We start from the raw sequence: 23,749 nt of genomic DNA on the forward strand, positions 1-23,749 counted from the left end.
CGTCCGGGACGCTCCACCCGCCGACAGGCCGCCTGCCGTCTCTCTGGTAGAACGGAATGATCACGGGCGGGCAGGTGACGAATCCGAAAGGCGGATCAAGGCCCGTCATCGTCCGGGGTGGTCTGGTCGAGCGGGTGTGGGCGACCGCCGTCGGACATCCCCGGTCAGGACGAGAGACAGGCCCACCGGCGCGATCCCGTATCTCGCATTCGCCCACAGGACGACGAATCAGAAGGTGTCATCATGGAACAGCGTGTTCTGGGCGGCAACGGCCCGAAACTGTCAGTGGTCGGGCTCGGCTGCAACAACTTCGGCAGGCGGATCGACGCCGCGGCGTCGGCGGCGGTCGTGCACGCGGCGCTGGACGCCGGGATCACCCACTTCGACACCGCCGAGATGTACGGCGACGGCAAGTCGGAGGAGTTTCTCGGCGCCGCGCTCGGCTCGCGTCGCGACGAGGTGGTGATCGCCACCAAGTTCCTGCCCCGCCCCAAGGAGCAGCCGTACACCCCCGGGGTGCTCGCCGCCCGCATCCGCGAGGCGGCCGAGGGCAGCCTGCGCCGCCTCGGCACCGACCGTATCGACCTCTACTACCAGCACTACCCCGATGCGGAGGCGCCGACCGAGGAGGCGCTGGAGGCGCTGGACGAGCTGGTGCGGGCGGGCAAGGTCCTGCACATCGCCAGCTCGAACGTGTCCGCGGAACAGATCGAGCGCTCCGCCGTGGTGTCCGGCGACAAGGGGTGGCCGAGGTTCACCGGCACGCAGATCGAGTGGAGCCTGCTGTCCCGCGCCGTGGAGGAGTCGGTCGTGCCCGCGGCCACGGCCGCCGGCATGGGCGTGATCCCGTACTTCCCGCTCGCTTCGGGACTGCTGACCGGCAAATACCGCAGGGACGAGGCGTTCCCGCCCGGCAGCCGCCTCGCGACGTCCGGTGAGCAGTTCGCCGCCAGGTTCGCCAACGAGGCGAACTTCGCCAAGGTCGAGGCGTATGAGGCGTTCGCGGCCGAGCACGGTCACACCGTGACCGAGCTGGCGATCGGCTGGCTGCTGGCGCAGCCGTCGGTGGCGTCGGTGATCGCCGGTGCCACCAGGCCCGAGCAGATCGGAGCCAACGCCGGCTCCGTCTGGACGTTGTCCCCCGCGGAGTCGGCCGCCGTCGCCGAGTTCTGACCTCTCCGCCACGACACCGGCCGTCGCGAGTTTTCCTCGCGACGGCCGGAGGCACCCCCGGCAGCGGACTTTCCGCGGTGAACGACGCGTCACCGGGCCCGCGGGGCGCCTCGGCGAACGTTCCCGGTCAGAGCACTAATCGGGGGTGGGAAGGTCGACGACCCCGACGACGTTGGACACCGGGACGGTGGCGCCCTCGACGCCCTCTCCCAGATGACTGCGCGAGTCCAGAGAAACGTGGCGATTGTCCCCTTGGACCCAGACGCGCCCCTGGGGAACGACCACGGGACCGAAATCCTGATGCGAAGCGGGAGGCTCCTTGATGTAGGGCTCCTCCAGAGGACGCTCGTTCAGGGTTATCCGCTCCCCGTTGTCGCAGCATTTCACGGCGACCCCTGGGACTCCGATGACTCGCGCGACCCGGGCCCCCGCGCTCCACGACTCGGGCGCCTCGAAAACGATGACGTCACCCAGCTTGGGAACGTATTCGCCCCTGGCCATATCGACCGTGACACGGCTGCCCTTTTTAATCGTGGGCTCCATCACCTCACTGGGGACGTCGTACTTCTTACGCCCGGAGACTCGATCAACAATGCCACACCCCGCGAGCAGGGGCAGAATCATCACCATAGATAGAATATGCAGTCCAAAACGATTCACCACGGCATTGTCCAGGCCGAAACACGACCCGGTGGTTCGTGCCCCGTCACGATCCCGTCACGGGCGACACCGTGATCCCTCAGGCGGACCCGACCTGCGACCTCCCGTCGTGTGAGACCGCGGGCATCTCGGATCTCCGCCGGCCGAAGGATTTCGTCAAAAGCTCCTCCCCGCCGGCTTCCACGACCTCCTGGCGGCCCGTTCGGCATGCTCGGCCCGAGTTCCTCGCCCTCATGGGTCGGCCTTCCTCTTCCCGCGCTCATTTTTCACGAAATCCCGTATCGCCGTTCGTTCACGGGAATGGCTTCGAGATACCCGCGCCTGGTTTTGTCGGCGATGACAAGAAGGACGGTGAATCGTCGCGGTCGGAACGGCACCGCTCCGGGCCGGGGTCCCTTCGGATCGCGCGTCTTCCAGCCGGCGACGGGCTCCCCCGGCCTGCGGGAAACGCCACGGAAGGAGAACTCGAGATGCCGTACGAAGAGTCGAGGGAAGGTCAGGGGGCGGTGAGCGCGGTGCCCTGGGCGAGGAGGAGGAGCACGTCGACCGCGGCCACGGCGATGGCCGCCGCGAAGGGCGCCCGGGGCGAGCGGCGGCCCAGGAGCAAGCCCGCGACGGTGAACGCCCCCGCCGCCGCGAGGGCGGCCCAGCTCCCCGCGCCCGGGGGCTCGGGCGGGCCGAGGACGAGGAGCCCCGTCGCCAGAAGCAGCGGCAGGGGGATCAGGGCGCGGACCCGGGCGGTCCCGAGCCGTTGCGGCCAGCCCCGGACCCCGGTGGCGAGATCCGCGGGGATGTCGGGCAGGACGTTGGCCAGGTGCGCCCCGCAGCCGAGCAGCGCGGCCGCGAGGACGGCCCACCAGGCGGGCCACGGGTTTCCCGGCAGCCCCAGGGTCACGAAGCCCGGCAGCGAGCCGAACCCCACCGCATAGGGCAGCCACGACAGCACGGTGGCCTTCAACCGGAGGTCGTAGACCCAGGCCGCGGCGACGCCGGTGAGATGGACGGCCCCGGCCGCCGGACCGGAGGCGAGGGACAACGGCACGCAGAGCGCCAGGGCGGTGCCCGCGGCGATCCACACCGTCCGGACGCTCACCGCGCCGTCCACGACCGGCTTGCCGGTACGGCCCGCGGCGGTGTCCCGTCCGGCGTCCACCGCGTCGTTGCACCAGCCGATCGAGAGCTGACCGCTCAGCACCGCGGCGGCCACGAGGGCGCAACCGGCCGCGTCGCGCCCGCTCGCCCAGGCCAGCGCGGTCACCAGGGCGGTGACCGCCACGGTCGGCCCCGGGTGGCAGGCGCGCGTCAACCCCAGGGCGGCCCGGAGCCCGGCCCGGAGCGCTGCCCTGCGGCCCAGGCGCGGATGCCGGCTCGTCGTCACCCGATGATCGTAGGCCGCGGGCACCGGGAACGGGAGGATGCCGGGACGCCGCGAGAGACGTCCGCGTCCCTGGGGTTCCTCATATCGTTCTCCCGGTTCGCGAGGCATGCCGTACACGTAGATGGGCAAGATCTAGACGTCCGCCGTCCGCGACTCCCGGGAGCAGTCAAACAGTTGACATCCTCTCCTCCCTTCAGGGAGGGGACTCCCACGGTCACCCGTGAGCCTTCCTGCTTCACCGCCAGTCGCCCGCCAGGAGAACTCCCTTGAGGTCTTACACCGACTCCACAGGCGTTTCACCTCTCCGCCAGCCCGGCGGCGAGGATGTTCTTCGCGGCGTTCACATCCCGATCATGAACGGCACCACAGGCACACACCCAGTCACGAACGTGCAACGGCATCGACGCAGTGATCGCGCCGCACGCCGAGCACAGCTTGGAGGAGGGAAACCAGCGGTCCGCGACCACGAGCTCCCGCCCGTACCACCGGGTCTTGTACTCCAGCATGGTGCGTATCTGACGCCAGGAGGCATCGGAGATGGCGCGGGCCAGGCTGTGGTTCTTCACCATGGTGCGCACGGTGAGGTCCTCGATGGCGACCACTTGGTTCTCGCGGACGATCGAGGTGGTGAGCTTGTGCAGGTGATCGCGGCGGCGGTCGGCGATCCGGGCATACACCCGGGCCACCCGGAGCTTCGCCTTGCGCCGGTTGGCCGAGCCCTTCTGTTTGCGGGCCAGGTTACGCTGCGCCTTGGCGAGCCTGGTGCGGTCGGCCCGCTCGTGGCGGGGGTTGACGACCTTGCCGTCGGCGTCGGTCACACCCTGGATCGGCCGCGACAGGGTGAGCAGAGCCGTGATCCCCGCATCCACACCGACCATGCCCGTGCTCGCATCCAGCGGGCGGATCGCATCCTCGCACAGGATCGACACGTGCCAGCGGCCCGCCGCGTCTTTGGACACGGTGACCGTGGAGGGGTCCGCACCCTCGGGCAGCGGGCGCGACCACACGATGTCCAGCGGGCCGTCCATCTTCGCCAGGCTGAGCCGCCCGTCCTTCCAGCGGAACGCGGAGCGGGTGTATTCGGCGCTGAGCCTGGACTTCTTGCGGGACTTGAAGGAGGGGTATCCGGCCCGCTTGGCGAAGAAGTTCGTGAACGCCGTTTGCAGGTGGCGCAGCGCCTGTTGCAGCGGGACCGAGGACACCTCGGCCAGGAAGCCGAGTTCTTCGGTGCGTTTCCATTCGGTCAGCGCGGCCGAGGAATGCACGTAGGAGATTGTCCGGCCTTCTGTGGTGTAGGCGCGGGTGCGTTCTTCGAGGGCTTTGTTGTAGACCAGGCGGGCGCAACCGAAGGTCCGGGAAAGCTCTTCGGCCTGTTCGGGGGTGGGGTGGAAGCGGAACGTGAAGGCCCGCTTCACGAGCTGCGCCATGCCTCGCACAATGCCACAAGATCAGTTAAGTACGGGCTTGATTCGTGCGGCACGGTGCCGCGTTTCCTTCTCGGCCTGAAGGCCGGGGTCTCCACGCTGGAGGAATTGATGACGCGAATCGCCGCTGTGCACGGCGCTCTTCCGCCCAACCGCTACTCCCAGGCAGAGATCACCGACACGTTCGCCCAGGTGTGCCTGCCCTCGGGCGCCGGCCGGCGGCTGCTTGAACGGTTTCACACCGGAGCCCGGGTCGGCTCACGTCATCTGGTGCTGCCGCTCGACCAGTACGCCAAGCTTGAGGGCTTCGGGATGGCCAACGACGTCTTCGTCGACGCCGCCGTGTCGCTGGGCGCCGAGGCGGTGGATGGGGCGCTGGAGGCGGCCGGGCTCGCGCCGGGCGATGTGGACATGATCCTTTTCACCTCGGTGACCGGTATCGCCGCGCCCTCCGTGGACGCCAGGCTGGCCGGAGTGATCGGGCTGCGCCCCGACGTCAAGCGGGTGCCGGTGTTCGGTCTCGGCTGCGTGGCGGGGGCCGCCGGGATCTCCCGCCTCCACGACTACCTGCTCGGCTGGCCGGGCCACGTGGCCGTACTGCTCTCGGTCGAGCTCTGCTCCCTCACCCTGCAACGGGGTGACGCCTCCGTCGCCAACCTGGTCGCGAGCGCGCTGTTCGGCGACGGAGCGGCGGCCGTGGTGGCCTGCGGCGACGATCGGCCGCTCCGGGCGGACGGCCCGGGGGGCCCGGCCGTGGTGGCCACCCGCAGCCACCTGTACCCCGGTTCCGAGCGCGTGATGGGCTGGAACGTCGGCGACACCGGCTTCCAGGTGGTGCTCGACGCGAGCGTCCCCGACGTGGTGCGCACCTACCTGGCCGACGACGTGCACGGCTTCCTCGCCGATCACGGCCTGACCACCCGGGACGTGACGGCCTGGGTGTGCCATCCGGGCGGTCCCAAGGTCCTGGAGGCCGTGGCCGAGACCCTCCGGCTGCCGGACGGCGCGCTCGACCTGACCTGGCGTTCGCTGGCCGAGGTGGGGAACCTGTCCTCCTCCTCCGTGCTGCACGTTCTCCGGGATACCCTCGCCCTGCGGCCGCCGCCGCCGGGCACGCCCGGTCTGCTCATCGCGATGGGTCCGGGCTTCTGTTCCGAACTCGTACTGCTGCGCTGGTAGGAGCCCGATGTCCTGGCATCTGTCGTCCTGGTATCTCCTTCTCCTGCTGCTCGTGGGAGCGGAGCGCGTCGCCGAGCTGGTCGTCGCCCGCCGCAACGCGCGGTGGAGCATGGAACGCGGCGGGGTGCTGTCGGGCGCCGGCCACTATCCGTGGATGGTCGCCCTGCACACCGGGCTGCTGGCCGGTTGCCTGCTGGAGGCGGGCCTGGCCGACCGGCCCTTCGTCCCGGCGCTCGGCTGGCCCATGCTCGTCCTGGTGGTCGCCGCGCAGGGACTGCGCTGGTGGTGCATCACCGCCCTGGGTCCGCAGTGGAACACCCAGGTGATCGTGGTGCCCGGCCTGTCCCCGGTGACCCGCGGCCCCTACCGCCTGCGCTGGCTGCGCCACCCCAACTACGTGGCCGTGGCCGTGGAGGGCGCGGCGCTGCCGCTGGTGCACGGCGCGTGGATCACCGCGCTGGTGTTCACCGTGCTCAACGCGGCGCTGATGGTGGTGCGGATCCGCTGCGAGGAGGCCGCCCTGGCCTCGCTCGTCCCCCCGGCGCCTTCCGGGCGGGCCCGGGCGTGATCGACGTCCTCATCGCGGGGGGAGGACCGGCGGGTCTGGCCACCGCCATCCACGCGGCACAGGCCGGGATGGAGGCGGTGGTGGTCGAGCCCCGGCCCATGCCGGTGGACAAGGCGTGCGGCGAGGGGCTGATGCCCAGCGGTGCCGCCGCCCTGCGGTCGCTGGGCGTGCGGGTCGAGGGCCGGACGCTGCGCGGGATCCGCTACCTGGACGGGCGGCACGAGGCTCAGGCCGCGTTCCGCGACGGCCCCGGGCTGGGCGTGCGCCGTACCGCGCTGCACACCGCACTGTCCCTCCGGGCGGCCGAGCTGGGGATCGAGGTCGTCCGCGGCAAGGTGGGCGAGCTGCGGCAGGACCGCGACGGGGTCGAGGCTGCGGGGCTGCGGGCTCGCTGGCTGGTGGCCGCGGACGGCCTGCACTCCCCGCTCCGCGCCCGGCTGGGGCTGGAACTGCCCGACCGCCGAGCGCGCCGGTACGGCCTGCGCAGGCACTACCCCGTCGCGCCCTGGACGGACTTCGTCGAGGTCCACTGGGCGGCGGACGGCGAGGCGTACGTGACGCCGGTCGGCGACGACCTGGTCGGCGTGGCCGTGCTGAGCTCGCGTCGCCGCGGTTACCCGGAGCACCTGGCGGACTTCCCCGCACTCGTGGCCCGGTTGCAGGGACCGGCCACGACCCCGGTTCGCGGCGCGGGGCCGCTGCGCCAGCGGGTGCGCGCCCGGGTCGCCGGGCGGGTGCTGCTGGTCGGGGACGCGGCCGGATACGTCGACGCGCTCACCGGCGAGGGGGTCTCCCTGGCGCTGCTGTCCGCGCAGGCGCTGGTGGGGTGCCTGCGGGCGGGCACCCCCCAAGCGTACGAGGGTGCCTGGCTGCGGCTATCGCGGCGTCACCGGCTGCTCACCGGGGCGCTCGTGGGGACCCGCCGGTACCGGGCGGCGGCGAGGCTGATCGTCCCGGCGGCCCAGCGGATGCCCCTGCTGTTCGGCGCGGCGGTGCACGCCCTGGCCTGAGTCCTGCGGCCGGACGACCCGGAGCTCGTTTCCTAGTTCTGGTGAGGAAGGCCCCGGTCGTGTCCGCGCCGACGGCCTGTTCCGCCAGGCCGACGGTCGAGGGTCAGTAGTCGAGGCTCGGGAACCAGTCGCCCCGGCCGTGAGGGGTGAGGTCGAGGAGGTGCCAGACGGGGGCGAGGAGATCGATGCCGCGCTCGTCGAGGTCGTCGGCCACGCGAGGGTGGGCGGAGTAGAAGTGGCGGATCGCGCCGTCGCCGTCGCGGGTGAAAACGGAGACGGTGGAGTCCTGTCCGCCGTCCTGGTCCTCGCTGCCGAGGTCGTACTTGAAGGTGCTGTCGCCGCAGCTCAGCAGCCGCAGCCGGTGCCAGCCCCGGTCGCGGGCGTGCTGCCGCAGGACGGGCGGATCGGCGGCCGCGGCGATGACGAAGTCGGCGTTCTGGGCGATGTGGTGGGAGATGCCGTTGAAGCCGTCGATCCACAAGGTGCACATGGGGCACGGGTCGGTCTGCAGCTTGCCGTACATGAGGTGGTAGACGATCAGCGGGCGGTCCGGCGCGGTGAAGAGCCCGCTGAGGGCAACCTCGCGGACCGGTGTGTCGCCCGCGCCGAGGTCGGCGGGACCCTCGATGAAGACGTAGTCGTCGACGGGCGGCCCCGGTGGGAGCGCCCGCCGCTGGGCCGCGACCTTCTCGCGGTGGCGCATGAGGTCGATCTCGGCCAGGCGCAGTTCCTGGCGGGCGGCGAGGTACTCCGCCGATTCGCCGGCCGGTTTCGTCTGCCGCATGGCGTCCTCCTGGGGTAGCGATTCCCCCGGTCCCCGGTCCGATCCCCGGATCCCCCAGCTCTCCAAGTCTATGCGGGAGGGCGGGCCCCAGCCAGGCGGTGAGGCGTTGGCGGGCCGGCGCGGCACGTACGGATCGACCCGGCCGCCTCGAAGCCCACGAACGACCAGCCCACGTAGGCGGCGGCCGCGAGCATCGGCCCGGCGGCCCACAGACCGCCCTGGGCCGTGCCGATCCCGTCGAACAGGACGCTGAACGGGTTCACCCGATAGAAGATCAGCAGCACCGTGCCGAGTCCGATCGAGGCGAGCACCTCGCAGACCAGGCTCGCCGTGACGAGGATCTTCAGCGTCCGGCGTCCGACGATGTTGGCGAGGCTGCCGAGCACGAGGATCGCCAGCGCCGTGAGCACGGTCACCCATTTGCCGGGTTCGGCCACTCCCAGCGCCTCCAGCAGGAAGCCCGCCGCGCCGTACGCCAGGGTGGACAGGGCGATGGTGAGGCCCCACATGTACGCCCAGGCCGCGAACCAGCCGCTGCCGGTCCCGCTCACGTGCCGGGCCCACTGGTAGACGCTGCCCTCGTACGGCCAGCGTGAGGCGAGCTCGCCGAAGACGCAGGCGACGAGAAGCTGTCCGGCGAGCACGATCGGGAACGCCCACCAGAAGGCGGGCCCCGCGGCGACGACGCCCAGCGTGAAGATCGCATACAGCGCGACGATCGGAGAGACGTCGGCGAACGCCAGCGCCCAGGCCGAGCGCAGGGTGAAGCCTTTGTGGAGGGTCTGCCCGTCGGCCGCGGGCGCGGCGGGACGGGCGTCGGTAGGAGACGTCACGGGGGGCTGCCTCTCAGTTCGGGTTTCGGGATGGCGCGCGGCTTCAGGGCGAGGCCGCGCACGTGCCGGGCGATGTCGCCCAGGGGCGCCAGCCACACGTCCGTGCAGCCGGCGACGTGCTCGATCAGTCCTTCGAGGGCGGCGGCCCGCGCCGGGCGTCCCGAGAGGAAGGGATGGTTGGTGAGCACGAAGCAGCCGCCCTCCCGGCGGAGCGCCTCGAACTCGCCCCGCCACATCGAGACGGCCTTGGCGGGGTCCTCGATGAGCCCGCTCCCCGAGATGTCCGGCAGGTAGCAGTACTGCTCCCAGTCGTCGAGTCCCCAGTGGACGGGGATCTCGACGATCGACGTCGCGCCGCCGGCGTCGAGCTCGTACGGCACGTCGGCGTCCATCAGGCTGGAGTCGTAGAGGAAGCCGCGCTCGGCCAGCAGGCGGGGCGAGTCGTAGGTCAGCTCCCACATCGGCGCGCGGTAGCCCACCGGCCGCACTCCGGCCACCTCGGCCAGCGCCGCCAGTCCCCGGTCCAGGATCTCCGCCTCGGCGGCCTCGTCCACCTCGGCGAGCGACTCGTGCAGGTAGCCGTGGTGCGCGATCTCGTGGCCCCCGTCGGCGATCGCGCGCACGGCGCCGGGGTGGCGGTGCGCCGTGTACCCGGGGACGAAGAAGGTGGCCCGCACCCGGTGCTCGGCGAGGATCCGCAGCAGGCGGGGCAGGCCGGTCAGCGGCCCGTAGGCCTGGTGGCTCATCACGCTCAGCCGGGACGCCGCCGCCGCCGGGTTGCCGAAGAGCACCGCCGACTCGGCGTCGACGTCGAAGGTGAACGAGGCCGCCGCGCTCTTGCCGTGCGGCCAGGCGACCGGCTCGGCGGGCCGCATCGCGGGCACCTCGTGACCGGCGGGCTCGGCGGGCCGCGTCATGAGCGCTTCCCGGCCAGCAGGCTCACCAGTTCGTAGGCGACGGTGGCCGCCGCCACGGAGGTGATCTCCGCGTGGTCGTAGGCGGGGGCGACCTCCACCACGTCGGCGCCGACGATGTTCAGTCCCGCCAGTCCTCGCAGCACCGACAGCAGCTCCCGGCTGCTCATCCCGCCGCTCTCCGGCGTCCCGGTGCCCGGGGCGAAGGCGGGGTCCAGCACGTCGATGTCGATGGACAGGTACACCTGGGCGTCCCGCACCCTGTCCAGGACGCGTTCCGCGACGCCGCGCGGGCCGATGAGGTCCATCTCGGCGCAGTGCACGATCGTGAAGCCGAAGCGGGCGTCGTCGTCGAGGTCGCGGGGGTCGTACAGGGAGCCGCGGATGCCGACGTGGGCGCTCGCGTCCCGCATCAGCAGGCCCTCCTCGGCGGCCCGCCGGAACGGCGTGCCATGCGTGTACGGCTCGCCGAAGTAGGTGTCCCAGGTGTCGAGGTGGGCGTCGAAGTGGACCAGCGCGACGGGCCCGTGCGCGGCGGTGGCCGCGCGGAGCGCGGGCAGGGCGATGGTGTGGTCGCCCCCGATGATCACGGCTCGCCCGCCGTCGGCCGTCAGCTCGCGGAGCCCCGCCTCCACCTGGACCACCGCCGCCCCGATGTCGAAGGGGTTGCAGGCGATGTCGCCCGCGTCCACGACCTGCTGCGCGGCGAACGGCATCACGTCCTGCGCGGGGTTGTACGGCTTCAGCAGCCGGGAGCCCTGCCGCACCGCGGCGGGCCCGAAGCGCGCTCCTGGCCGGTAGGTGACGCCGCTGTCGAAGGGCACGTCCACCACGGCGACGTCGAAGCGCTCGACGTCCTCGCGGCGTGGCAGGCGCGCGAACGTCGCGGGCCCCGCGTAGCGGGGGATCTTCAGCGCGTCGAGCTGGCCGATGTGCGTGTGGTCGCGCCCCATACCGTTCCTTCTCTTCTCTAGGCTCTCTAGGCGCGGGCCCGGGTGGTCCCGCCGTTGACATGGATGACCTGGCCGACCAGGGAGGACATACGCGGGTCCGCGAGGTGGGCGACGGCCGCCGCGATCTCCTCCGGGGTCGCGATCCGGCCGAGCGGCACCCGCTCGGCGTACCGCCTGCGGATCTCCTCGGGGCTCACCCCAGCGGCGCGGGCGTCGACCTCCAGTTGCGGGGTGTCGACGACGCTGGGCGCGATGGCGTTGACCGCGATGCCCTCGGGGGCGAGTTCGCGGCCGAGCGTCTTGGCCAGCGAGATCAGCCCGGCCTTGGACGCCGCGTAGGCGCTCGCCCCGGGCCATCCGATGACCCCCCACTCGGAGGCGACGAACACCACGCGCCCGCCGGCCCGTTCCTCGACCGCGGCCGCCATCCGCCGTACCGCCTCGGGATCCGCCACGTCGGCGGGTACGGCGAAGCCGCCGATCTCCTCCGCGAGCAGGTCGAGCTCCGGTCCGGGCGAGCGGTCGGAGACCGCGACGAGGGCGCCGTCGGCGGCCAGGCGGCGCGCGACGGCCCGGCCGAGCCCGCCGGCGGCCCCGGTGACGAGGGCGACGCGCATCAGATCACCGCCCCGGCGTTGGGCGAGATGACCTCGCCGCAGCAGAAGGTGCCCTCTTCGATCAGGAACGCCGCGGTCACGGCGACCTCCTCCGGGGTGACGAGCCGGCCCGCGGGGAGCGAGGCGAGATAGGCCGGGTCCCGCCAGGGGGAGGCGGCTTCGAGCAGCGGGGTGTCCGTCGGCCCCGGCGCGACGGCGTTCACGCGGATGCCCGCGGGGGCGAGTTCGACGGCCAGGGACCGGACGAGGCCGATGATCGCCCCCTTGGCCGCGGCGTAGTGCGCGTCGCCGTCGCCGCCGCCGATGGCGAGCTCCGAGGTGACGGCGACGATGGCGCCCCGGCCGCGTCCGATCATGCCGGGGACGACCGCGCGGCAGACGTTGAGCAGCCCCCCGAGGTGGACGTGCAACATGCGCAGCCACTGCTCCCGTGTGATGTCGGCGACCGGGACCATGGCGTAGTGACCGGCGGCGGACACGACCGCTCCGATCGGCCCGAGTTCCCGTTCGACCCGCTGTATCGCCGCGTCCACCTGGGCGGGGTCCGCGACGTCGACGCCGATCGCGTGATCGGCCCCGGCCGCGGGCCGCAGGTCGAGGCCCGCGGTCACCCAGCCCCGGCGGGACAGCTCGGCGACGACCTCGGCCCCGATGCCGCTCGCCGCGCCGGTGACCAGCGCCACCCGTTCCCTCATCCGGCCTCCTCGACGGGGTTCTGGCGTCCATGGAAACGACGTGACGACGCGATCGACAAGGGTTTTGGGAGAGGCTTGGGGTAATGCACCGTTACGGGGCGGGCCGACCGTGCAGTTCTCCAATGCGGGGTCACGCGTCGGTCACAGGGCGCGTTTAGTCTGAAATAGTTATGTCCGTGACCAGGGAGTCTCCACCGGGTCTTTCCCGCCTGCGGCTGACCGTGGCAGAACTTCTCGCGGAGCCGCGGTTCCACCTGCGCCTGGTCGCGGGCCACACGGGGCTCGACCGTCCGATCCGCTGGGCGCATTCGACCGAGCTGCTGAATCCCGGCCCCTACCTGCGCGGTCACGAGATCGTGCTGACCGTGGGGGCGTCGCTCCGCGAGCCCGCCCTGGCCGTCGCCTTCGTGGAATCCGTGTACGCCAGCACGGCGAGCGCGATCGGATACGGGATCGGCGACGTCACGCCCGAGGTTCCCGGCGCGCTGCGGGAAACCTGTGAACGGCTGGGGCTGCCGCTGTTCGAGGTGCCCCCCGACGTGCCCTTCGTCAGCTTCACCGAGTGGCTGGCCGAGCGGCTCGCCACCGCCCACGACGTGGAGCACGACCTCGGGGAGGTCGGGCGGCTGCTGGGTCTGGTCGGCTCCGGGCTCGCCTCGGCGGAGGCCGTCCGCGGCCACGTCGAGCGGGCGGGGCTGCCTGACCGCCCGCTCGTGGTGGCCTCGCTGCCCGTGCCGGAGATCCCCACGGAGACCGGGACGCCGGCGGGGGTCGTCATGGGCGTCGCCGACGGCGTCGCCGTGCTCCTGGCGGCCGACGAGCTGCCCGCGCGCGAGCTCGCCGCCTCCTGGCCGGCGCCGTGCGGCATCGGCGGGCCCGTGCCCCTCGCGCAGCTGTCGCGCGGCCTGTCGGAGAGCCGCGCCGCGCTCGACCTGGCCAGGCGGCGCGGCGGGATCGTCCGTTCCGGGGACCTGGCCACGTTCACCGCGCTGCTCGGCGGGATCGGGCCGCGCAGGCTCGAACCCTTCATCGAGCAGATCGCCCGGCCGCTCGCCACCTACGACGCCGCCCACGGGACCCGGCTGATCGACACGCTTCAGGCGTTCCTCGAAAGCGACGGCTCGGTCGGCGCCGCCTCACGCGCCCTCTTCCTGCACGTCAACTCCCTGCGGCACCGGCTGGCCCGGATCGAGGCGGTGACCGGGCGCAACCCGCTGCGGTTCGAGGACCGGATCGCCCTCGCGGTGGCGATGTGGGCCTGGAACGCCCGGAGCTGACGCGGCCCGGAGCCGCCCCGGCCGACGGTTCAGCCCGTGCCCTGGGAGGTCGGGTGGATCTTGCCCAGCCGGGCGGCGTAGTGGCCCGTCCCCTCGAAGCGGATCCGCCACTCCCCCGCCTGATGATCCTGCACGATCCGGCTGAACCTCCCCTCGGCGTCGCTCGTGGCCGTGCCCACCGGCCTCCAGTCCGCCTGCGCCGTCTCCCGGTGCAGGATCTCGACGGGCTGGCCGGCGAACGGGACGTAGTCGGCGACCCCCCGCGGATCGACCCGCTTCAGCACGCCGCCGACCTCCACCTCCGCCCCCTTCCTGACCGCCTGGACCGCGCCGAACCTGGTCTCGCGCTTCAACCAGAACGGCGCGTACCCGGTGACCGTCGTGCCGCCGGCTCCCCTGGCCGTCGCGGTGACGGTCCAGCGCCCCGCGGGATACCAGCGGCTCAGGCTCTTGTCGGGGGCGAACCGCCAGGTCTCCCAGTCCTGTCCGGCACGCGCGGCGACCGCCCGCGTCCCGATCGCGCTCCCCCCGCCGCCGGCGAGGACGTGCGTGACCGGGGCGGCGTCCCCCGCCCCGGAGACCTGGCCGGACAGGCGAGCCGGGCGCGGTCCGGAGGCGGGGCCGGACACCGAGACGGAACCGGACGCGGAGACGGGGAGGGTCACGCCCCGGGACTCGGGAGGTGCGCCCGGCTCGACCTGGATCGTCACCCCCTCCGGGCCGATGACCCCGCGGGCGACCACCTCGACCACCAGGCGCACCGCGCCGACAGGCCCGACCACCGGGGAGGCGGGATTCAGGGTCACCGAGCGGATCGTCAGGTCGGGGGTCGTGGCGGCGGCCGGGGCCTCGACCGGCGCGGGCAGCGCCACGACCCCCGCCGCCAGGGATGCGAGGAGAACTTTCGTCGTCATGACCAGGACGCTAGGAAACACGCGGTAAGGGCGGGGTAGACGACACACACCCGATCAGGCAAAGGCCACCCGCACGCACGGCGCCGAGAGGCGGAAGGCCCCGCGGGGCGCCCGCTCCCCCGGCCGGGAGGATCGGGCGCCCCGACGCTCAGCTCTCGTACATGTCGTCGATGATCGCGGCGTACTTGGCGTGGATGACGCGGCGCTTGAGCTTCAGGCTCGGCGTGAGCTCCGAGGTCTCGGCCGTCCACTCCTCCGGCAGCAGGCGCCAGCGCTTGACCTGCTGGACGCGGGCCAGCTTCTCGTTGGCGGCGGCGATCGCCGCCTCGATCTCCTTGAGGACCTCGGGGTGCTCGGCGAACTCGGCCAGGGTGGTGAACTCGAAGCCGTGCCCCTGGGCCCAGCCGGGGGCCACCTCGCCGTCGAGGGTGAGGATCGCCACCGGGTACGGCCTGCTGTCGCCGTAGGCGAGCGCCTGTCCGATGAGGGGGTGTTCCTTGAGGTGGTTCTCGATGTTGGCCGGGGAGATGTTCTCGCCGCCGGCGGTGATGATGAGCTCCTTCTTGCGGTCGACGATGCTGACGAAGCCGTCGGCGTCGATGGAGCCCACGTCGCCGGTGCGCAGCCAGCCGTCCGCGTCCAGGAGCTCGGCGGTCGCCTCCGGCCTGCCCAGGTAGCCCCTGGTGTTGGCGGGGCTGCGGGTGATGATCTCGCCGTCCTCGGCGATGCGGATCTCGACACCCGGACCCGCCTGGCCGACCGTGCCGAGCTTGAAGCGTTCGGGGGAGTTGGCGGTGAACGCGCCGGTCGTCTCGGTCATGCCGTACACGTCGAGCACGCGCAGGCCGAGACCGGCGAAGAAGCGCTGGACCTCCCCCGGCATCGGCGCGGCGGCGGTGATCAGGAAGACGGCGTTCTCGAAGCCGACCATCGCGCGGATGATCGACAGCAGGGCGGCGTCGGCCTGCTCGTAGGCGGCCTGGACCTCGGGCGAGGGCGTCCGCCCGTACTGGCTGGCCTCGACGTGGGCGAGCCCGGCGGCCATGGCCCTGCGGACGTCCTCCTGCTGCTCCTGCGGCTGGGTGGACAGCAGCGCCTGCAGGCGGGCCATCATCTTCTCCCAGACGCGCGGGACGCCGAAGAACAGCACCGGCTTGACCTGGCCGAGAGCGGCGCCGAGCTGGGCGAGGTCGGTGCAGAAGTGCGTGTGGGAGATCTTGAACAGCGGCAGGTAGAGGCTGAGCACGCGCTCGGCGATGTGCGCGTAGGTGAGGTAGGAGATCTGGGTGCCCTTCTCGGGCAGCGACGCCATCCGGTCGGTGGCCACGACCTCGAAGAACACGTTGGTGTGGGTCAGCGGCACGCCCTTGGGATTGCCGGTGGTGCCCGAGGTGTAGAGGACGGTCAGGGTGTCGTCGGCGGCCACGGCCTGCCAGCGGGCGTCGATCCCGTCGGGGTCCCGGGCGAGCCGTTCCCTGCCCAGGGCCAGGAAGTCGTCCCAGCCGACGAACCGGTCCCCCTGCGGGGTGTCCTCCAGCACAATGATCTTCCGGAGCTCCGGGAGATCGTCGAGCACCGGCTCCCATCTGGCCAGGTCGGCCGGGCCGCCCAGCACCGCGATCTTCGCCTTGACGTCGCCGGCCACGAAGGCCACCTGTTCGGGGGCGAAGGTGGAGTAGACGGAGCACGACACCGCGCCCGCGTGCACCGCGCCGAGGTCCGCCAGCACGTGCTCGCTGCGGTTGACCATCATCAGCGCGACCGCCTCGCCCGGCTCCAGTCCCAGGGCGACGAACCCGGCGGCGATCTCCAGGACCCGCTGCCGGGCCTCGGCGTAGGTGAGGGTGCACCAGCCCCCCTCGACCGGGTCCGAGTAGGCCGGAGCATCGGGGTCGCTCTCCGCCGCCTCCTTCAGCTGCCCGCAGACGGTACGACCCGCGATCTGGAGTTCGATCGCCGCACGCTCCTCAAGGACCCCGGTCATGACGCGCCTCCTGAAAGTGCCCACTTGCACGAGTGGGATGCATCGCACCACATGACGATCACTGAGAACAAGACCCCCGCAGGGAGAAGAATCATCACCGTGCGCAGTCTTCTCGCACACCCTCCGGCATATCTCCATAGAGTTAGATGTCGATCACACAGTGACGTCGGGGGGCGGCATGACATCCGGGACGAGCGCTCACGAGAAGACCTTCTTCGGACATCCGCGCGGCCTGGCCACCCTGTTCGGCACCGAGCTGTGGGAGCGCTTCAGCTGGTACGGCCTGCGCGCCATTCTGGCCACCTTCATGGTCACCTCCCCGGCCACGGGCGGCCTCGGCCTGACGGAGGCGACCGCCCAGGCGATCGTCGGCATCTACGGCGCCCTCATCTATCTCGTCGCCCTGCCCGGCGGCTGGGTCGCCGACCGGGTCCTGGGCGCCCGCAAGGCGGTGCTGTGGGGCGGCGTCGTCATCATGTGCGGCCACATCAGCATGGCCGTCCCGGTCCGGACGGGCGCCTTCGTCGCGCTCGGCCTGTTCCTCATCATCGTCGGAACCGGGCTGCTGAAGCCGAACATCTCCACCATGGTCGGCAGGCTCTACCCGCAGAACGACGACGCGCGCAGGGACGCGGGATTCTCCATCTTCTACATGGGGATCAACATCGGCGCCTTCGTCGCCCCCATCGTCGTCGGCTGGCTCGCCTCGGGCGACCGGTGGCACCTGGGCTTCGGCGCGGCGGCGGTCGGCATGGCCCTGGGCCTGATCCAGTACGTGCGGGGCCGCCGCCACCTGCGGGGCGTGGGCGACGAGCCCGGACATCGGCTGACCCCCGCCGAGCGCAGGCACTTCGGCCTGACCGCCCTCGCCGTCGTCGTCGTGATCGCCGTGGCCCTGGCCGCCTGGACGGCCTCGGGAACCTTCAGCCTCGACGCCTTCGCGCTCGCGATGACGCTGATCATCCTGGCCGTTCCGGTGCTCTATTTCGGCTACATCCTGCTCGGCAGCCACAACCTGACCGACGACGAGCGCTCGCGGGTGAAGGCCTACATCTGGCTGTTCATCGCCGCCGCCATCTTCTGGATGATCTACGATCTGGCTCCGACCGTGCTGCTGTTCTTCGCCGAGAACAAGACCGACCTGTCGCTGTTCGGCATCCCGATCACCGCCGCGACCACGCAGGCGTTCAACCCGTTGTTCATCATGATCTTCGTGCCGGTCTTCGCCGTGCTCTGGGTCAGGCTGGGCAACCGGGTGACCGCTCCCCAGAAGTTCGCGGCCGGACTGTTCGTCAACGGCCTGAGCTTCATGCTCATGGCGCTGGCCGCCAAGCTGGCCGAGAGCGGCAGGATCTCGGTGTGGTGGCTGGTGCTGGTCTACCTCGTCCAGGTCTTCGGGGAGCTCGCGCTGAGCCCGGTCGGGCTCTCGATCACCAGCAAGCTCGCCCCCCAGGCCTTCAGGAGCCAGATGCTGGGACTGTGGTTCATGTCCTTCGCCGTGGGCGACTCCGTGGGAGGGCAGACCGGCCGGCTGAAGAACCACATGTCGGAGCCCGCGTACTTCCTCACCCTCGCGGTGATCTCCGTCGTGGCGTCCCTCGTGCTCCTCGCGTTCGCGGGCAGGCTCCACGCGATGATGCGCGAGCACCGGGAGCCGAGCGCTCCGCCGTCCCCCTGACACTCTGCAGAAAAACCCGTAAATCAGTCATGTGATGATTTATCGGTGCATCAAGTGCTTGATCTGGTCGGAATCTTTGTGTTCGCGCTCTCCGGCGCGCTCGTCGGCGTCCGCAGGAAACTGGATGTGGTGGGCATGGCCGTACTGGCGGAGATGACGGCCCTGGGCGGTGGGATCCTGCGCGACCTGATCCTGAACGTACGGCCCGCGGCCTTCTCCAGCGTCGGCTACGTGCTCGTCCCGGTCGTCGCCACCGCGATCGTCTTCTTCTGGCATCCGCACGTGCAGCGGTTGATGCCGGCGGTGGACGTGCTCGACGCGGCGGGCCTCGGCCTGTTCTGCGCGGTCGGCACGGAGAAGGCGATGAGCTACGGCCTCAGCCCGCTGCACGCGGCCCTGCTCGGAATCACCTCCGCGGTCGGCGGCGGCATCCTGCGCGACGTCCTCGCCGGGCAGGTCCCCACCCTGCTGTACGACCGCCAGCTCTACGCGGTGCCCGCCATGCTCGGCTCGGCGCTCATGGCCCTGCTCTACACCCTCGACCTGCACGGGTGGCCGGCCACGCTGGCCGCCGCCGTGCTCGCCTTCGGCTTGCGCATCGCGGCCATGAGGCTGCGGTGGCGCGCACCGCTCGCCAGGGGCGTGACGCCGGAGTAGGCGCGCACACCGCTCGCCAGGGGCATGACGCCCGAGTAGGCGCGCGCCCCGTCGCAGGCCGGGTCGGAGGGCAGGGTCAGAGGGCAGGGTCAGAGGGCAGGGGTGAGCGGCTGGGCGGGACGGGCCCCGTACGCCCCCCTGACCCTCGCCTCGGCGATGCGGTCCACCGCCTCGGCGAGGACCTGCGGCGACTGGGTGAAGGGCAGGCGGAGCCGGCCCTCCAGCGTGCCGTCCGCGCCGAACCAGGGGCCGGGGGCGAGCCGCACGCCGTGGCAGCTCGCCGCGTCGGTGAGCGCGGTGGCGGACGGGCTCTCCAGCCGCACCCAGAGCGAGCCTCCGCCCTTCGGCACGGCGAACCCCCAGTCGGGCATGCGCGCCCTCAGGGCGGCCACCAGGGCGTCCCTGGAGGCGCCGTGGGTCCTGCGGCGCTCGGCCCTGGCGTCCTCGATGTCCTCGAACAGCCTGGTCACGACCAGTTGCTCGAAGAGCGGGCTGGCGATGTCCACGGCCGCGCGGAGCACGGCCAGGCGGCGGACCATGGCGGCGGTGGTGCGGATCCAGCCGATGCGCAGCCCGCCCCACCACAGCTTGGACGCCGACCCGATGCTGATCACCCGCCCGTCGGTGTCGAACGCGGCCAGCGGCGCGGTGTCGGGCACCTCGTCGATCGCGAGCTCTCTCCAGGTCTCGTCCACCAGCAGGGTGGTGCCGTACCGCCTGGCCGCGCCGACCACGCCCGCGCGCGTGGCGTCGTCCATCAGGTGCCCGGTGGGGTTCTGGAAGTCGGGGATCAGGTAGGCGAGGCGGGCGGCCGACTGGCGCATCGCGGAGGTGAGCAGTTCGAGGTCCCAGCCGCCGTCGGGGATGCCGACCGGGATGATCCTGGCCCCGCGCAACCTGGCCAGGTCGACCGCGTGCGGGTAGGTGGGCGACTCCAGCACGATCGGGTCGCCCCGGGAGAGCAGCTCCGTGGTCACCAGGTGGATCGCCTGCTGGGCGCCCGTGGTGACCAGGATCTGCGCGGGCCGGGTGGCCAGGCCCTGCGCGGTGTAGCGGGCCGCGATCGCCTGGCGTAGCGGCGCGATCCCGAGCGGGTCGTAGCCCATGCCGAGCGTGTAGCGGGGATACTGCTCGCCCGCGAAGGCGATCGCGGAGGGCAGCGTCGAGATCGCGAGCGGGGCGGCGGCGTGCAGGGGCAGCATCCCGTCGTCCCCGGAGGTGATCCACGGGTTGTTCGCACCCATCGAGGCGGCGTCGGGCAGCACGGTCCAGCTCCCGGCGCCCTGCCGGCTCTCCAGATATCCTTGCTCGCGGAGCAGGTCGTAGGCGGCGGTCACGGTGGTACGGCTGACGCCCAGCGCGTCGGCGAGGTGCCGCTCCGCCGGGACGCGCATCCGCGGGGACAGCCGCCCGTCGAGGAGCAGCGACCGCACCGCCTGGGCCAGGACCCTGTAGTACGGCCTGGCACCGGGGGCGATCGCCACGAGACGCGCGAGCTGAGGTCCGCTCAGATGCCGATCCATGCGGACCACTATAAAGCCACTTCTCCTGATTGGCCCTTTTTCTTGGCAGCGGTGGCCTGGAGAATCAGGGCCACTATGAGTGAACTTTCCCTTCCGCTCCCCGACTCCCTCCCCAACCGGCTCCTACGCCTGTACTCGGGCCTGGCGCTCTACGGCGTCGGTGTCGGCCTGCAGATCGAGTCGCATCTCGGCGGCAGCCCCTGGGACGTGTTCCACCAGGGCCTCTCCATCCACCTGGGCCTGTCGATCGGCACCTGGATCATCCTGGTGGGCGCCCTGGTCATGCTGCTGTGGATCCCGCTGAGGCAGAGGCCGGGCGTGGGCACCATCAGCAACGTCGTCTTCCTCGGACTGTTCGCCGACGCGGCCATCTGGCTGATCCCGACCCCCGATCCCCTGGTCGCCCGCTGGGCCTACCTGCTGCTCGGCGTCACCGCCACCGGCGCGGCGACCGGCCTCTACATCGGCGCGGGCCTCGGCCCCGGCCCGCGCGACGGGCTGATGACCGGCCTCAACCGCCTCGGCCTGTCCATCCGCTCGGCCCGCACCGTCATCGAGGTCACGGTTCTGGCCGCCGGCTGGCTGCTCGGCGGCACCGTCGGCGCCGGCACCCTGGTCTTCGCCCTCGCCATCGGGTACCTGACCCAGTTCTTCATGCCGAGGATGCGCCCCAAGGGCTGACTTCCGGCCGCCGGCAGGGCTGTGAAGGCGTTAGCGTCGAGCACATGTGGATTGAGGATTACGCTCTCATCGGCGACATGCAGTCGGCCGCCCTTGTCGGGCGCAACGGCTCCATCGACTGGCTCTGCCTGCCGCGGTTCGACTCGCCGTCGTGTTTCGGGGCTCTGCTGGGCGACAAGAACAACGGGCAGTGGTGGCTCGGTCCCGCCGACGCCGAGCGGCCCAAGGCCACCCGGCGGCACTACAAGGGCGAATCCCTGATCCTCACGAGCGAGTGGGACACCCCGGGCGGCACGGTCCGCGTGACCGACTTCATGCCCACCCGGCACGACAACCCCGACCTGGTCAGGATCGTGGAGGGCGTGTCGGGAGAGGTGGAGATGGCCACCGAGATCCGCATCCGCTTCGACTACGGCCGCATCGTGCCGTGGGTGCGCCGCACCGACGGCCTGCTGCAGGCCGTCGGCGGCCCCGACTCGGTGTGGCTGCACTCCCCCGTCCCGTTGCGCGGCGGCGACTACGCCCACAAGGCGAGGTTCAAGGTCTCCGCCGGCGACCGGCTGGCGTTCATCTTCACCTGGCACCCCTCGCACGAGTCCAAGCCGGTCGAGATCGACCCGTACGACCAGCTGGCCGAGACCGAGTCGCTGTGGGCCGAATGGGTCGCGCAGTGCACCTACCAGGGGCCGTGGCGTGAGGCCGTGGTCCGCTCCCTCATCACGCTCAAGGCGCTCACCTACAAGCCCACCGGCGGCATCGTCGCCGCCCCCACGACGTCGCTGCCCGAGGACATCGGCGGGGTCCGCAACTGGGACTACCGCTTCTGCTGGCTGCGCGACGCCACCATGACGCTGGAGGCCCTCATCGGGGCCGGATACCTGGACGAGGCCCGCTCCTGGCGCGCGTGGCTGCTCCGGGCGATCGCGGGCCGCGCCCAGGACCTGCAGATCATGTACAGCGTGTCCGGGGAGCGCCGGCTGCCGGAGCTGGAGCTCGACTGGCTGCCCGGCTACGAGGGCTCCCGGCCGGTCCGCGTCGGCAACGCCGCGGTCGACCAGCTCCAGCTGGACGTCTACGGCGAGGTGATGAACTCCCTCCATCTGTCGCGCGCCTCCGGCCTGGAGCCCGACGCCCGCGCCTGGACCATCCAGCGGGAGCTGATGGACTTCGTGGAGGCGCACTGGGACGAGCCCGACGAGGGCCTGTGGGAGGTCCGCGGCCCCCGCCGCCACTTCACCCACTCCAAGGTGATGTGCTGGGTCGCCCTCGACCGGGCCATCAGGCAGGTGGAGGAGTTCGGCCGGAGCGGCCCCATCGGGCGCTGGAAGGCGCTGCGCGACCACATCCACGCCGAGGTCTGCCACAAGGGCTTCGACCTGGCGCGCGGGACCTTCACCCAGTCGTACGGCTCGCACGAGCTGGACGCGGCCCTGCTGCTGATCCCGATCGTCGGCTTCCTGCCGCCGGAGGACCCGCGCGTGATCGGCACGATCGAGGCGATCCAGCGCGAGCTGATGGCCGACGGTTTCGTGCTGCGCTACCCGGTGGCCGACGACAACGACGTGGACGGCCTGCCGGGCGGCGAGGGCGCGTTCCTCGCGTGCAGTTTCTGGCTGGCCGAGGCCCTGGCCATGATCGGCCGCAAGGAGGAGGCCGTCGCGCTGTTCGAGCGCCTGCTGTCCCTGCGCAACGACGTCGGCCTGCTCGCCGAGGAGTACGACGTCCGCTACGGCCGCATGGTCGGCAACTTCCCCCAGGCCTTCAGCCACGTCCCGCTGATCCACGCGGCCCGCGCGCTCAGCTGAGCCGGCGCCCCTCCCGGAGCTCCCCGGCGGCGAAGGCCACGGCCGCGGCGGCGGTCACGGGACCCGGATCGGCCACAGGGTCTCCGGCCTCGCCGTCAGTCGTCGGCGCTCTCTCCGTCGGGACGGGTCGCCAGGGCCGCGAGGACCCGGGCGAACTCCGGCGGCGGGGCCACCACCAACCGGGTCTGGCCGTCCTGGTTGACCAGGTCGGACCGAATCAGCCTGAGCCGCCCGTCATGCCACCAGTAGACCTGGGAGCTGAGCGCCCCGGCGCCCACGCCCAGGTCGAACTCCCGCTGGGCGAACAGCCGCAGCCGCTCGATCGCGCGGACCACGCCGATGCTCTCGACCGGGTGGACGATCAGCGTCGCGGGGTCGGGCAGCGCGACGAGCACCCCGTCGGAGGGAACGGGCAGGTAGTCGCCCAGATGACGCAGGTGGGCCGCGGCGCTGGCGGTGGGGCCGCTCAGCCGCCGGATCGCCACCCCGCCGAGGTCGCCCTCGGTGACCGAGAGCCGCTCGTCCTGGCGGACGTTCTCCAGGGCCAGGTCCAGCGCCTGGGCCGCGGTGATCGGCCAGCAGCCGGCCTCCTCGGGACGGACCGGGCGCCCGGTCTCCCCGTACTTGATGATGAGCACCTCGACCAGGTCGGCGGTGAGGTGACGGCCGACCACGTGGGCCGAGCCCAGATCCTCGTCGAGCTGGATCCGGGTTCGCAGCAGGGAGTGGACCTGACTCAGGTCGCACGCGTCGAGTGGTTCGTCGGCCGCGTCCAGCGTGTGGGACAGGTGCTCGGAGACGAGCATCGGCCAGTCCTCCCGCGAGCGCCGTCGCGCCTCGGCCCGGAGTCCGGCCAGCCGCACGACGACGGTGCGGGGCCCGGAGAGTGTCAGCGTGCCATCGTTGTCAGGCGCGAAGGAGCAGGTGTAGCCGAGGTTGTCGGCGACCAGCGCGAGCAGGGAATCGAGATCCACTTCTTCGACCGGACGCGGGGGCGTCTCGGCCCGCCGGTTACGATGCCGCCGGAACAGCCTCACTCGTG

Annotated in this window: 21 protein-coding genes and 1 pseudogene; 9 read left to right on the top strand and 13 right to left on the bottom strand. The window is 71.8% G+C overall.

Going from position 1 to position 23,749, the window contains the following annotated elements; genetic code table 11:
* Nucleotides 1–243 precede the first annotated feature (243 nt).
* On the top strand, nucleotides 244–1,173 hold the full coding sequence (locus tag J2853_RS18500; protein WP_307559580.1) for an aldo/keto reductase: 930 nt from the start codon (nucleotides 244–246) through the stop codon (nucleotides 1,171–1,173).
* 135 nt (nucleotides 1,174–1,308) lie between these two features.
* Here the strand turns inward: J2853_RS18500 and lepB are convergent, their stop codons facing one another.
* The 3 genes and pseudogenes from lepB to J2853_RS18515 all read right to left on the bottom strand — a co-directional run.
* Complete coding sequence (lepB, locus tag J2853_RS18505; protein ID WP_307559582.1) at nucleotides 1,309–1,803, bottom strand: signal peptidase I; 495 nt, start codon at nucleotides 1,801–1,803, stop codon at nucleotides 1,309–1,311.
* Nucleotides 1,804–2,329: 526 nt separating this feature from the next.
* Nucleotides 2,330–3,211: a UbiA family prenyltransferase gene (locus J2853_RS18510; protein ID WP_307559584.1), complete on the bottom strand. Its 882-nt coding sequence runs from the start codon at nucleotides 3,209–3,211 to the stop codon at nucleotides 2,330–2,332.
* A gap of 212 nt (nucleotides 3,212–3,423) precedes the next feature.
* A pseudogene (locus tag J2853_RS18515) lies at nucleotides 3,424–4,638 on the bottom strand (RNA-guided endonuclease InsQ/TnpB family protein); the annotation flags it as partial.
* 54 nt (nucleotides 4,639–4,692) lie between these two features.
* Here J2853_RS18515 and J2853_RS18520 point away from each other — a divergent pair.
* From J2853_RS18520 to J2853_RS18530, 3 genes are read left to right on the top strand one after another with little or no spacing between them, the layout of a single operon-like run.
* On the top strand, nucleotides 4,693–5,814 hold the full coding sequence (locus J2853_RS18520; RefSeq protein ID WP_307559586.1) for a type III polyketide synthase: 1,122 nt from the start codon (nucleotides 4,693–4,695) through the stop codon (nucleotides 5,812–5,814).
* Between the two features lie 7 nt (nucleotides 5,815–5,821).
* Nucleotides 5,822–6,382, top strand: coding sequence for an isoprenylcysteine carboxyl methyltransferase family protein (locus J2853_RS18525; protein ID WP_307559588.1), 561 nt, complete (start codon nucleotides 5,822–5,824; stop codon nucleotides 6,380–6,382).
* The gene (locus J2853_RS18530; protein ID WP_307559590.1) at nucleotides 6,379–7,392 is read left to right on the top strand and encodes an NAD(P)/FAD-dependent oxidoreductase; all 1,014 of its coding nucleotides are present in this window, start codon (nucleotides 6,379–6,381) and stop codon (nucleotides 7,390–7,392) included. The genes J2853_RS18525 and J2853_RS18530 overlap by 4 nt, the downstream gene beginning before the upstream one ends.
* A gap of 103 nt (nucleotides 7,393–7,495) precedes the next feature.
* Here J2853_RS18530 and J2853_RS18535 read toward each other — a convergent pair whose 3' ends face one another.
* The 6 genes from J2853_RS18535 to J2853_RS18560 form a co-directional block, all read right to left on the bottom strand.
* Nucleotides 7,496–8,176 (bottom strand): DUF899 family protein, encoded by a 681-nt coding sequence (locus tag J2853_RS18535; protein WP_307559592.1) that lies wholly within the window; start codon nucleotides 8,174–8,176, stop codon nucleotides 7,496–7,498.
* A 68-nt stretch (nucleotides 8,177–8,244) separates the two neighbouring features.
* Nucleotides 8,245–9,009 (bottom strand): amino acid permease, encoded by a 765-nt coding sequence (locus J2853_RS18540; RefSeq protein WP_307559594.1) that lies wholly within the window; start codon nucleotides 9,007–9,009, stop codon nucleotides 8,245–8,247.
* Nucleotides 9,006–9,926, bottom strand: coding sequence for a polysaccharide deacetylase family protein (locus J2853_RS18545; protein ID WP_307559596.1), 921 nt, complete (start codon nucleotides 9,924–9,926; stop codon nucleotides 9,006–9,008). The genes J2853_RS18540 and J2853_RS18545 overlap by 4 nt, the downstream gene beginning before the upstream one ends.
* Nucleotides 9,923–10,876 (bottom strand): agmatinase, encoded by a 954-nt coding sequence (speB, locus tag J2853_RS18550; RefSeq protein ID WP_307559597.1) that lies wholly within the window; start codon nucleotides 10,874–10,876, stop codon nucleotides 9,923–9,925. Before speB ends, J2853_RS18545 begins: the two co-directional genes overlap by 4 nt.
* 26 nt (nucleotides 10,877–10,902) lie before the next feature.
* The gene (locus tag J2853_RS18555; RefSeq protein ID WP_307559599.1) at nucleotides 10,903–11,493 is read right to left on the bottom strand and encodes an SDR family NAD(P)-dependent oxidoreductase; all 591 of its coding nucleotides are present in this window, start codon (nucleotides 11,491–11,493) and stop codon (nucleotides 10,903–10,905) included.
* Entirely contained in the window at nucleotides 11,493–12,188 is a 696-nt protein-coding gene (locus J2853_RS18560; protein WP_307559601.1) for an SDR family NAD(P)-dependent oxidoreductase, read from the bottom strand. Before J2853_RS18560 ends, J2853_RS18555 begins: the two co-directional genes overlap by 1 nt.
* A gap of 176 nt (nucleotides 12,189–12,364) precedes the next feature.
* On the opposite strand from J2853_RS18560, the gene J2853_RS18565 reads away from it, so the two are divergent.
* Complete coding sequence (locus tag J2853_RS18565) at nucleotides 12,365–13,465, top strand: PucR family transcriptional regulator (RefSeq protein WP_307559603.1); 1,101 nt, start codon at nucleotides 12,365–12,367, stop codon at nucleotides 13,463–13,465.
* 29 nt (nucleotides 13,466–13,494) lie between these two features.
* On the opposite strand, the gene J2853_RS18570 is transcribed toward J2853_RS18565, so the two are convergent.
* Both J2853_RS18570 and J2853_RS18575 read right to left on the bottom strand, forming a co-directional pair.
* Nucleotides 13,495–14,379: a hypothetical protein gene (locus tag J2853_RS18570; RefSeq protein WP_307559605.1), complete on the bottom strand. Its 885-nt coding sequence runs from the start codon at nucleotides 14,377–14,379 to the stop codon at nucleotides 13,495–13,497.
* A 148-nt stretch (nucleotides 14,380–14,527) separates the two neighbouring features.
* Complete coding sequence (locus J2853_RS18575) at nucleotides 14,528–16,363, bottom strand: AMP-dependent synthetase/ligase (protein WP_307559607.1); 1,836 nt, start codon at nucleotides 16,361–16,363, stop codon at nucleotides 14,528–14,530.
* A 178-nt stretch (nucleotides 16,364–16,541) separates the two neighbouring features.
* On the opposite strand from J2853_RS18575, the gene J2853_RS18580 reads away from it, so the two are divergent.
* Nucleotides 16,542–18,041, top strand: a complete 1,500-nt coding sequence (locus J2853_RS18580) for a peptide MFS transporter (RefSeq protein ID WP_307559608.1) — start codon at nucleotides 16,542–16,544, stop codon at nucleotides 18,039–18,041.
* 45 nt (nucleotides 18,042–18,086) lie between these two features.
* Nucleotides 18,087–18,698 carry a trimeric intracellular cation channel family protein gene (locus J2853_RS18585; RefSeq protein ID WP_307559610.1) on the top strand — a complete coding sequence of 204 codons (612 nt, stop codon included), beginning with the start codon at nucleotides 18,087–18,089 and terminating at the stop codon, nucleotides 18,696–18,698.
* A gap of 89 nt (nucleotides 18,699–18,787) precedes the next feature.
* On the opposite strand, the gene yczR is transcribed toward J2853_RS18585, so the two are convergent.
* Nucleotides 18,788–20,221 carry a MocR-like transcription factor YczR gene (gene yczR, locus J2853_RS18590; RefSeq protein WP_307559611.1) on the bottom strand — a complete coding sequence of 478 codons (1,434 nt, stop codon included), beginning with the start codon at nucleotides 20,219–20,221 and terminating at the stop codon, nucleotides 18,788–18,790.
* A gap of 75 nt (nucleotides 20,222–20,296) precedes the next feature.
* Between yczR and yczE the strand changes: the two genes are divergently transcribed.
* Nucleotides 20,297–20,902 (top strand): membrane protein YczE, encoded by a 606-nt coding sequence (yczE, locus tag J2853_RS18595; RefSeq protein WP_307559613.1) that lies wholly within the window; start codon nucleotides 20,297–20,299, stop codon nucleotides 20,900–20,902.
* 44 nt (nucleotides 20,903–20,946) lie between these two features.
* Nucleotides 20,947–22,707 carry a glycoside hydrolase family 15 protein gene (locus tag J2853_RS18600; RefSeq protein WP_307559615.1) on the top strand — a complete coding sequence of 587 codons (1,761 nt, stop codon included), beginning with the start codon at nucleotides 20,947–20,949 and terminating at the stop codon, nucleotides 22,705–22,707.
* 95 nt (nucleotides 22,708–22,802) lie between these two features.
* Here J2853_RS18600 and J2853_RS18605 read toward each other — a convergent pair whose 3' ends face one another.
* Nucleotides 22,803–23,681 (bottom strand): hypothetical protein, encoded by an 879-nt coding sequence (locus J2853_RS18605; RefSeq protein WP_307559617.1) that lies wholly within the window; start codon nucleotides 23,679–23,681, stop codon nucleotides 22,803–22,805.
* Between the last annotated feature and the right edge of the window lie 68 nt (nucleotides 23,682–23,749).

The organism is Streptosporangium lutulentum (assembly GCF_030811455.1).
Lineage (GTDB): Bacteria > Actinomycetota > Actinomycetes > Streptosporangiales > Streptosporangiaceae > Streptosporangium > Streptosporangium lutulentum.

Excerpts from the sequence above, each read along its gene's own strand:
- J2853_RS18500 (WP_307559580.1), top strand. The coding sequence starts at position 244 with ATGGAACAGCGTGTTCTGGGCGGCAACGGCCCGAAACTGTCAGTGGTC.
- lepB (WP_307559582.1), bottom strand. The coding sequence starts at position 1,803 with ATGGTGATGATTCTGCCCCTGCTCGCGGGGTGTGGCATTGTTGATCGA.
- J2853_RS18525 (WP_307559588.1), top strand. The coding sequence starts at position 5,822 with ATGTCCTGGCATCTGTCGTCCTGGTATCTCCTTCTCCTGCTGCTCGTG.
- J2853_RS18535 (WP_307559592.1), bottom strand. The coding sequence starts at position 8,176 with ATGCGGCAGACGAAACCGGCCGGCGAATCGGCGGAGTACCTCGCCGCC.
- J2853_RS18545 (WP_307559596.1), bottom strand. The coding sequence starts at position 9,926 with ATGACGCGGCCCGCCGAGCCCGCCGGTCACGAGGTGCCCGCGATGCGG.
- speB (WP_307559597.1), bottom strand. The coding sequence starts at position 10,876 with ATGGGGCGCGACCACACGCACATCGGCCAGCTCGACGCGCTGAAGATC.
- J2853_RS18555 (WP_307559599.1), bottom strand. The coding sequence starts at position 11,493 with ATGCGCGTCGCCCTCGTCACCGGGGCCGCCGGCGGGCTCGGCCGGGCC.
- J2853_RS18560 (WP_307559601.1), bottom strand. The coding sequence starts at position 12,188 with ATGAGGGAACGGGTGGCGCTGGTCACCGGCGCGGCGAGCGGCATCGGG.
- J2853_RS18570 (WP_307559605.1), bottom strand. The coding sequence starts at position 14,379 with ATGACGACGAAAGTTCTCCTCGCATCCCTGGCGGCGGGGGTCGTGGCG.
- J2853_RS18575 (WP_307559607.1), bottom strand. The coding sequence starts at position 16,363 with ATGACCGGGGTCCTTGAGGAGCGTGCGGCGATCGAACTCCAGATCGCG.
- J2853_RS18580 (WP_307559608.1), top strand. The coding sequence starts at position 16,542 with ATGACATCCGGGACGAGCGCTCACGAGAAGACCTTCTTCGGACATCCG.
- yczR (WP_307559611.1), bottom strand. The coding sequence starts at position 20,221 with ATGGATCGGCATCTGAGCGGACCTCAGCTCGCGCGTCTCGTGGCGATC.
- yczE (WP_307559613.1), top strand. The coding sequence starts at position 20,297 with ATGAGTGAACTTTCCCTTCCGCTCCCCGACTCCCTCCCCAACCGGCTC.
- J2853_RS18600 (WP_307559615.1), top strand. The coding sequence starts at position 20,947 with ATGTGGATTGAGGATTACGCTCTCATCGGCGACATGCAGTCGGCCGCC.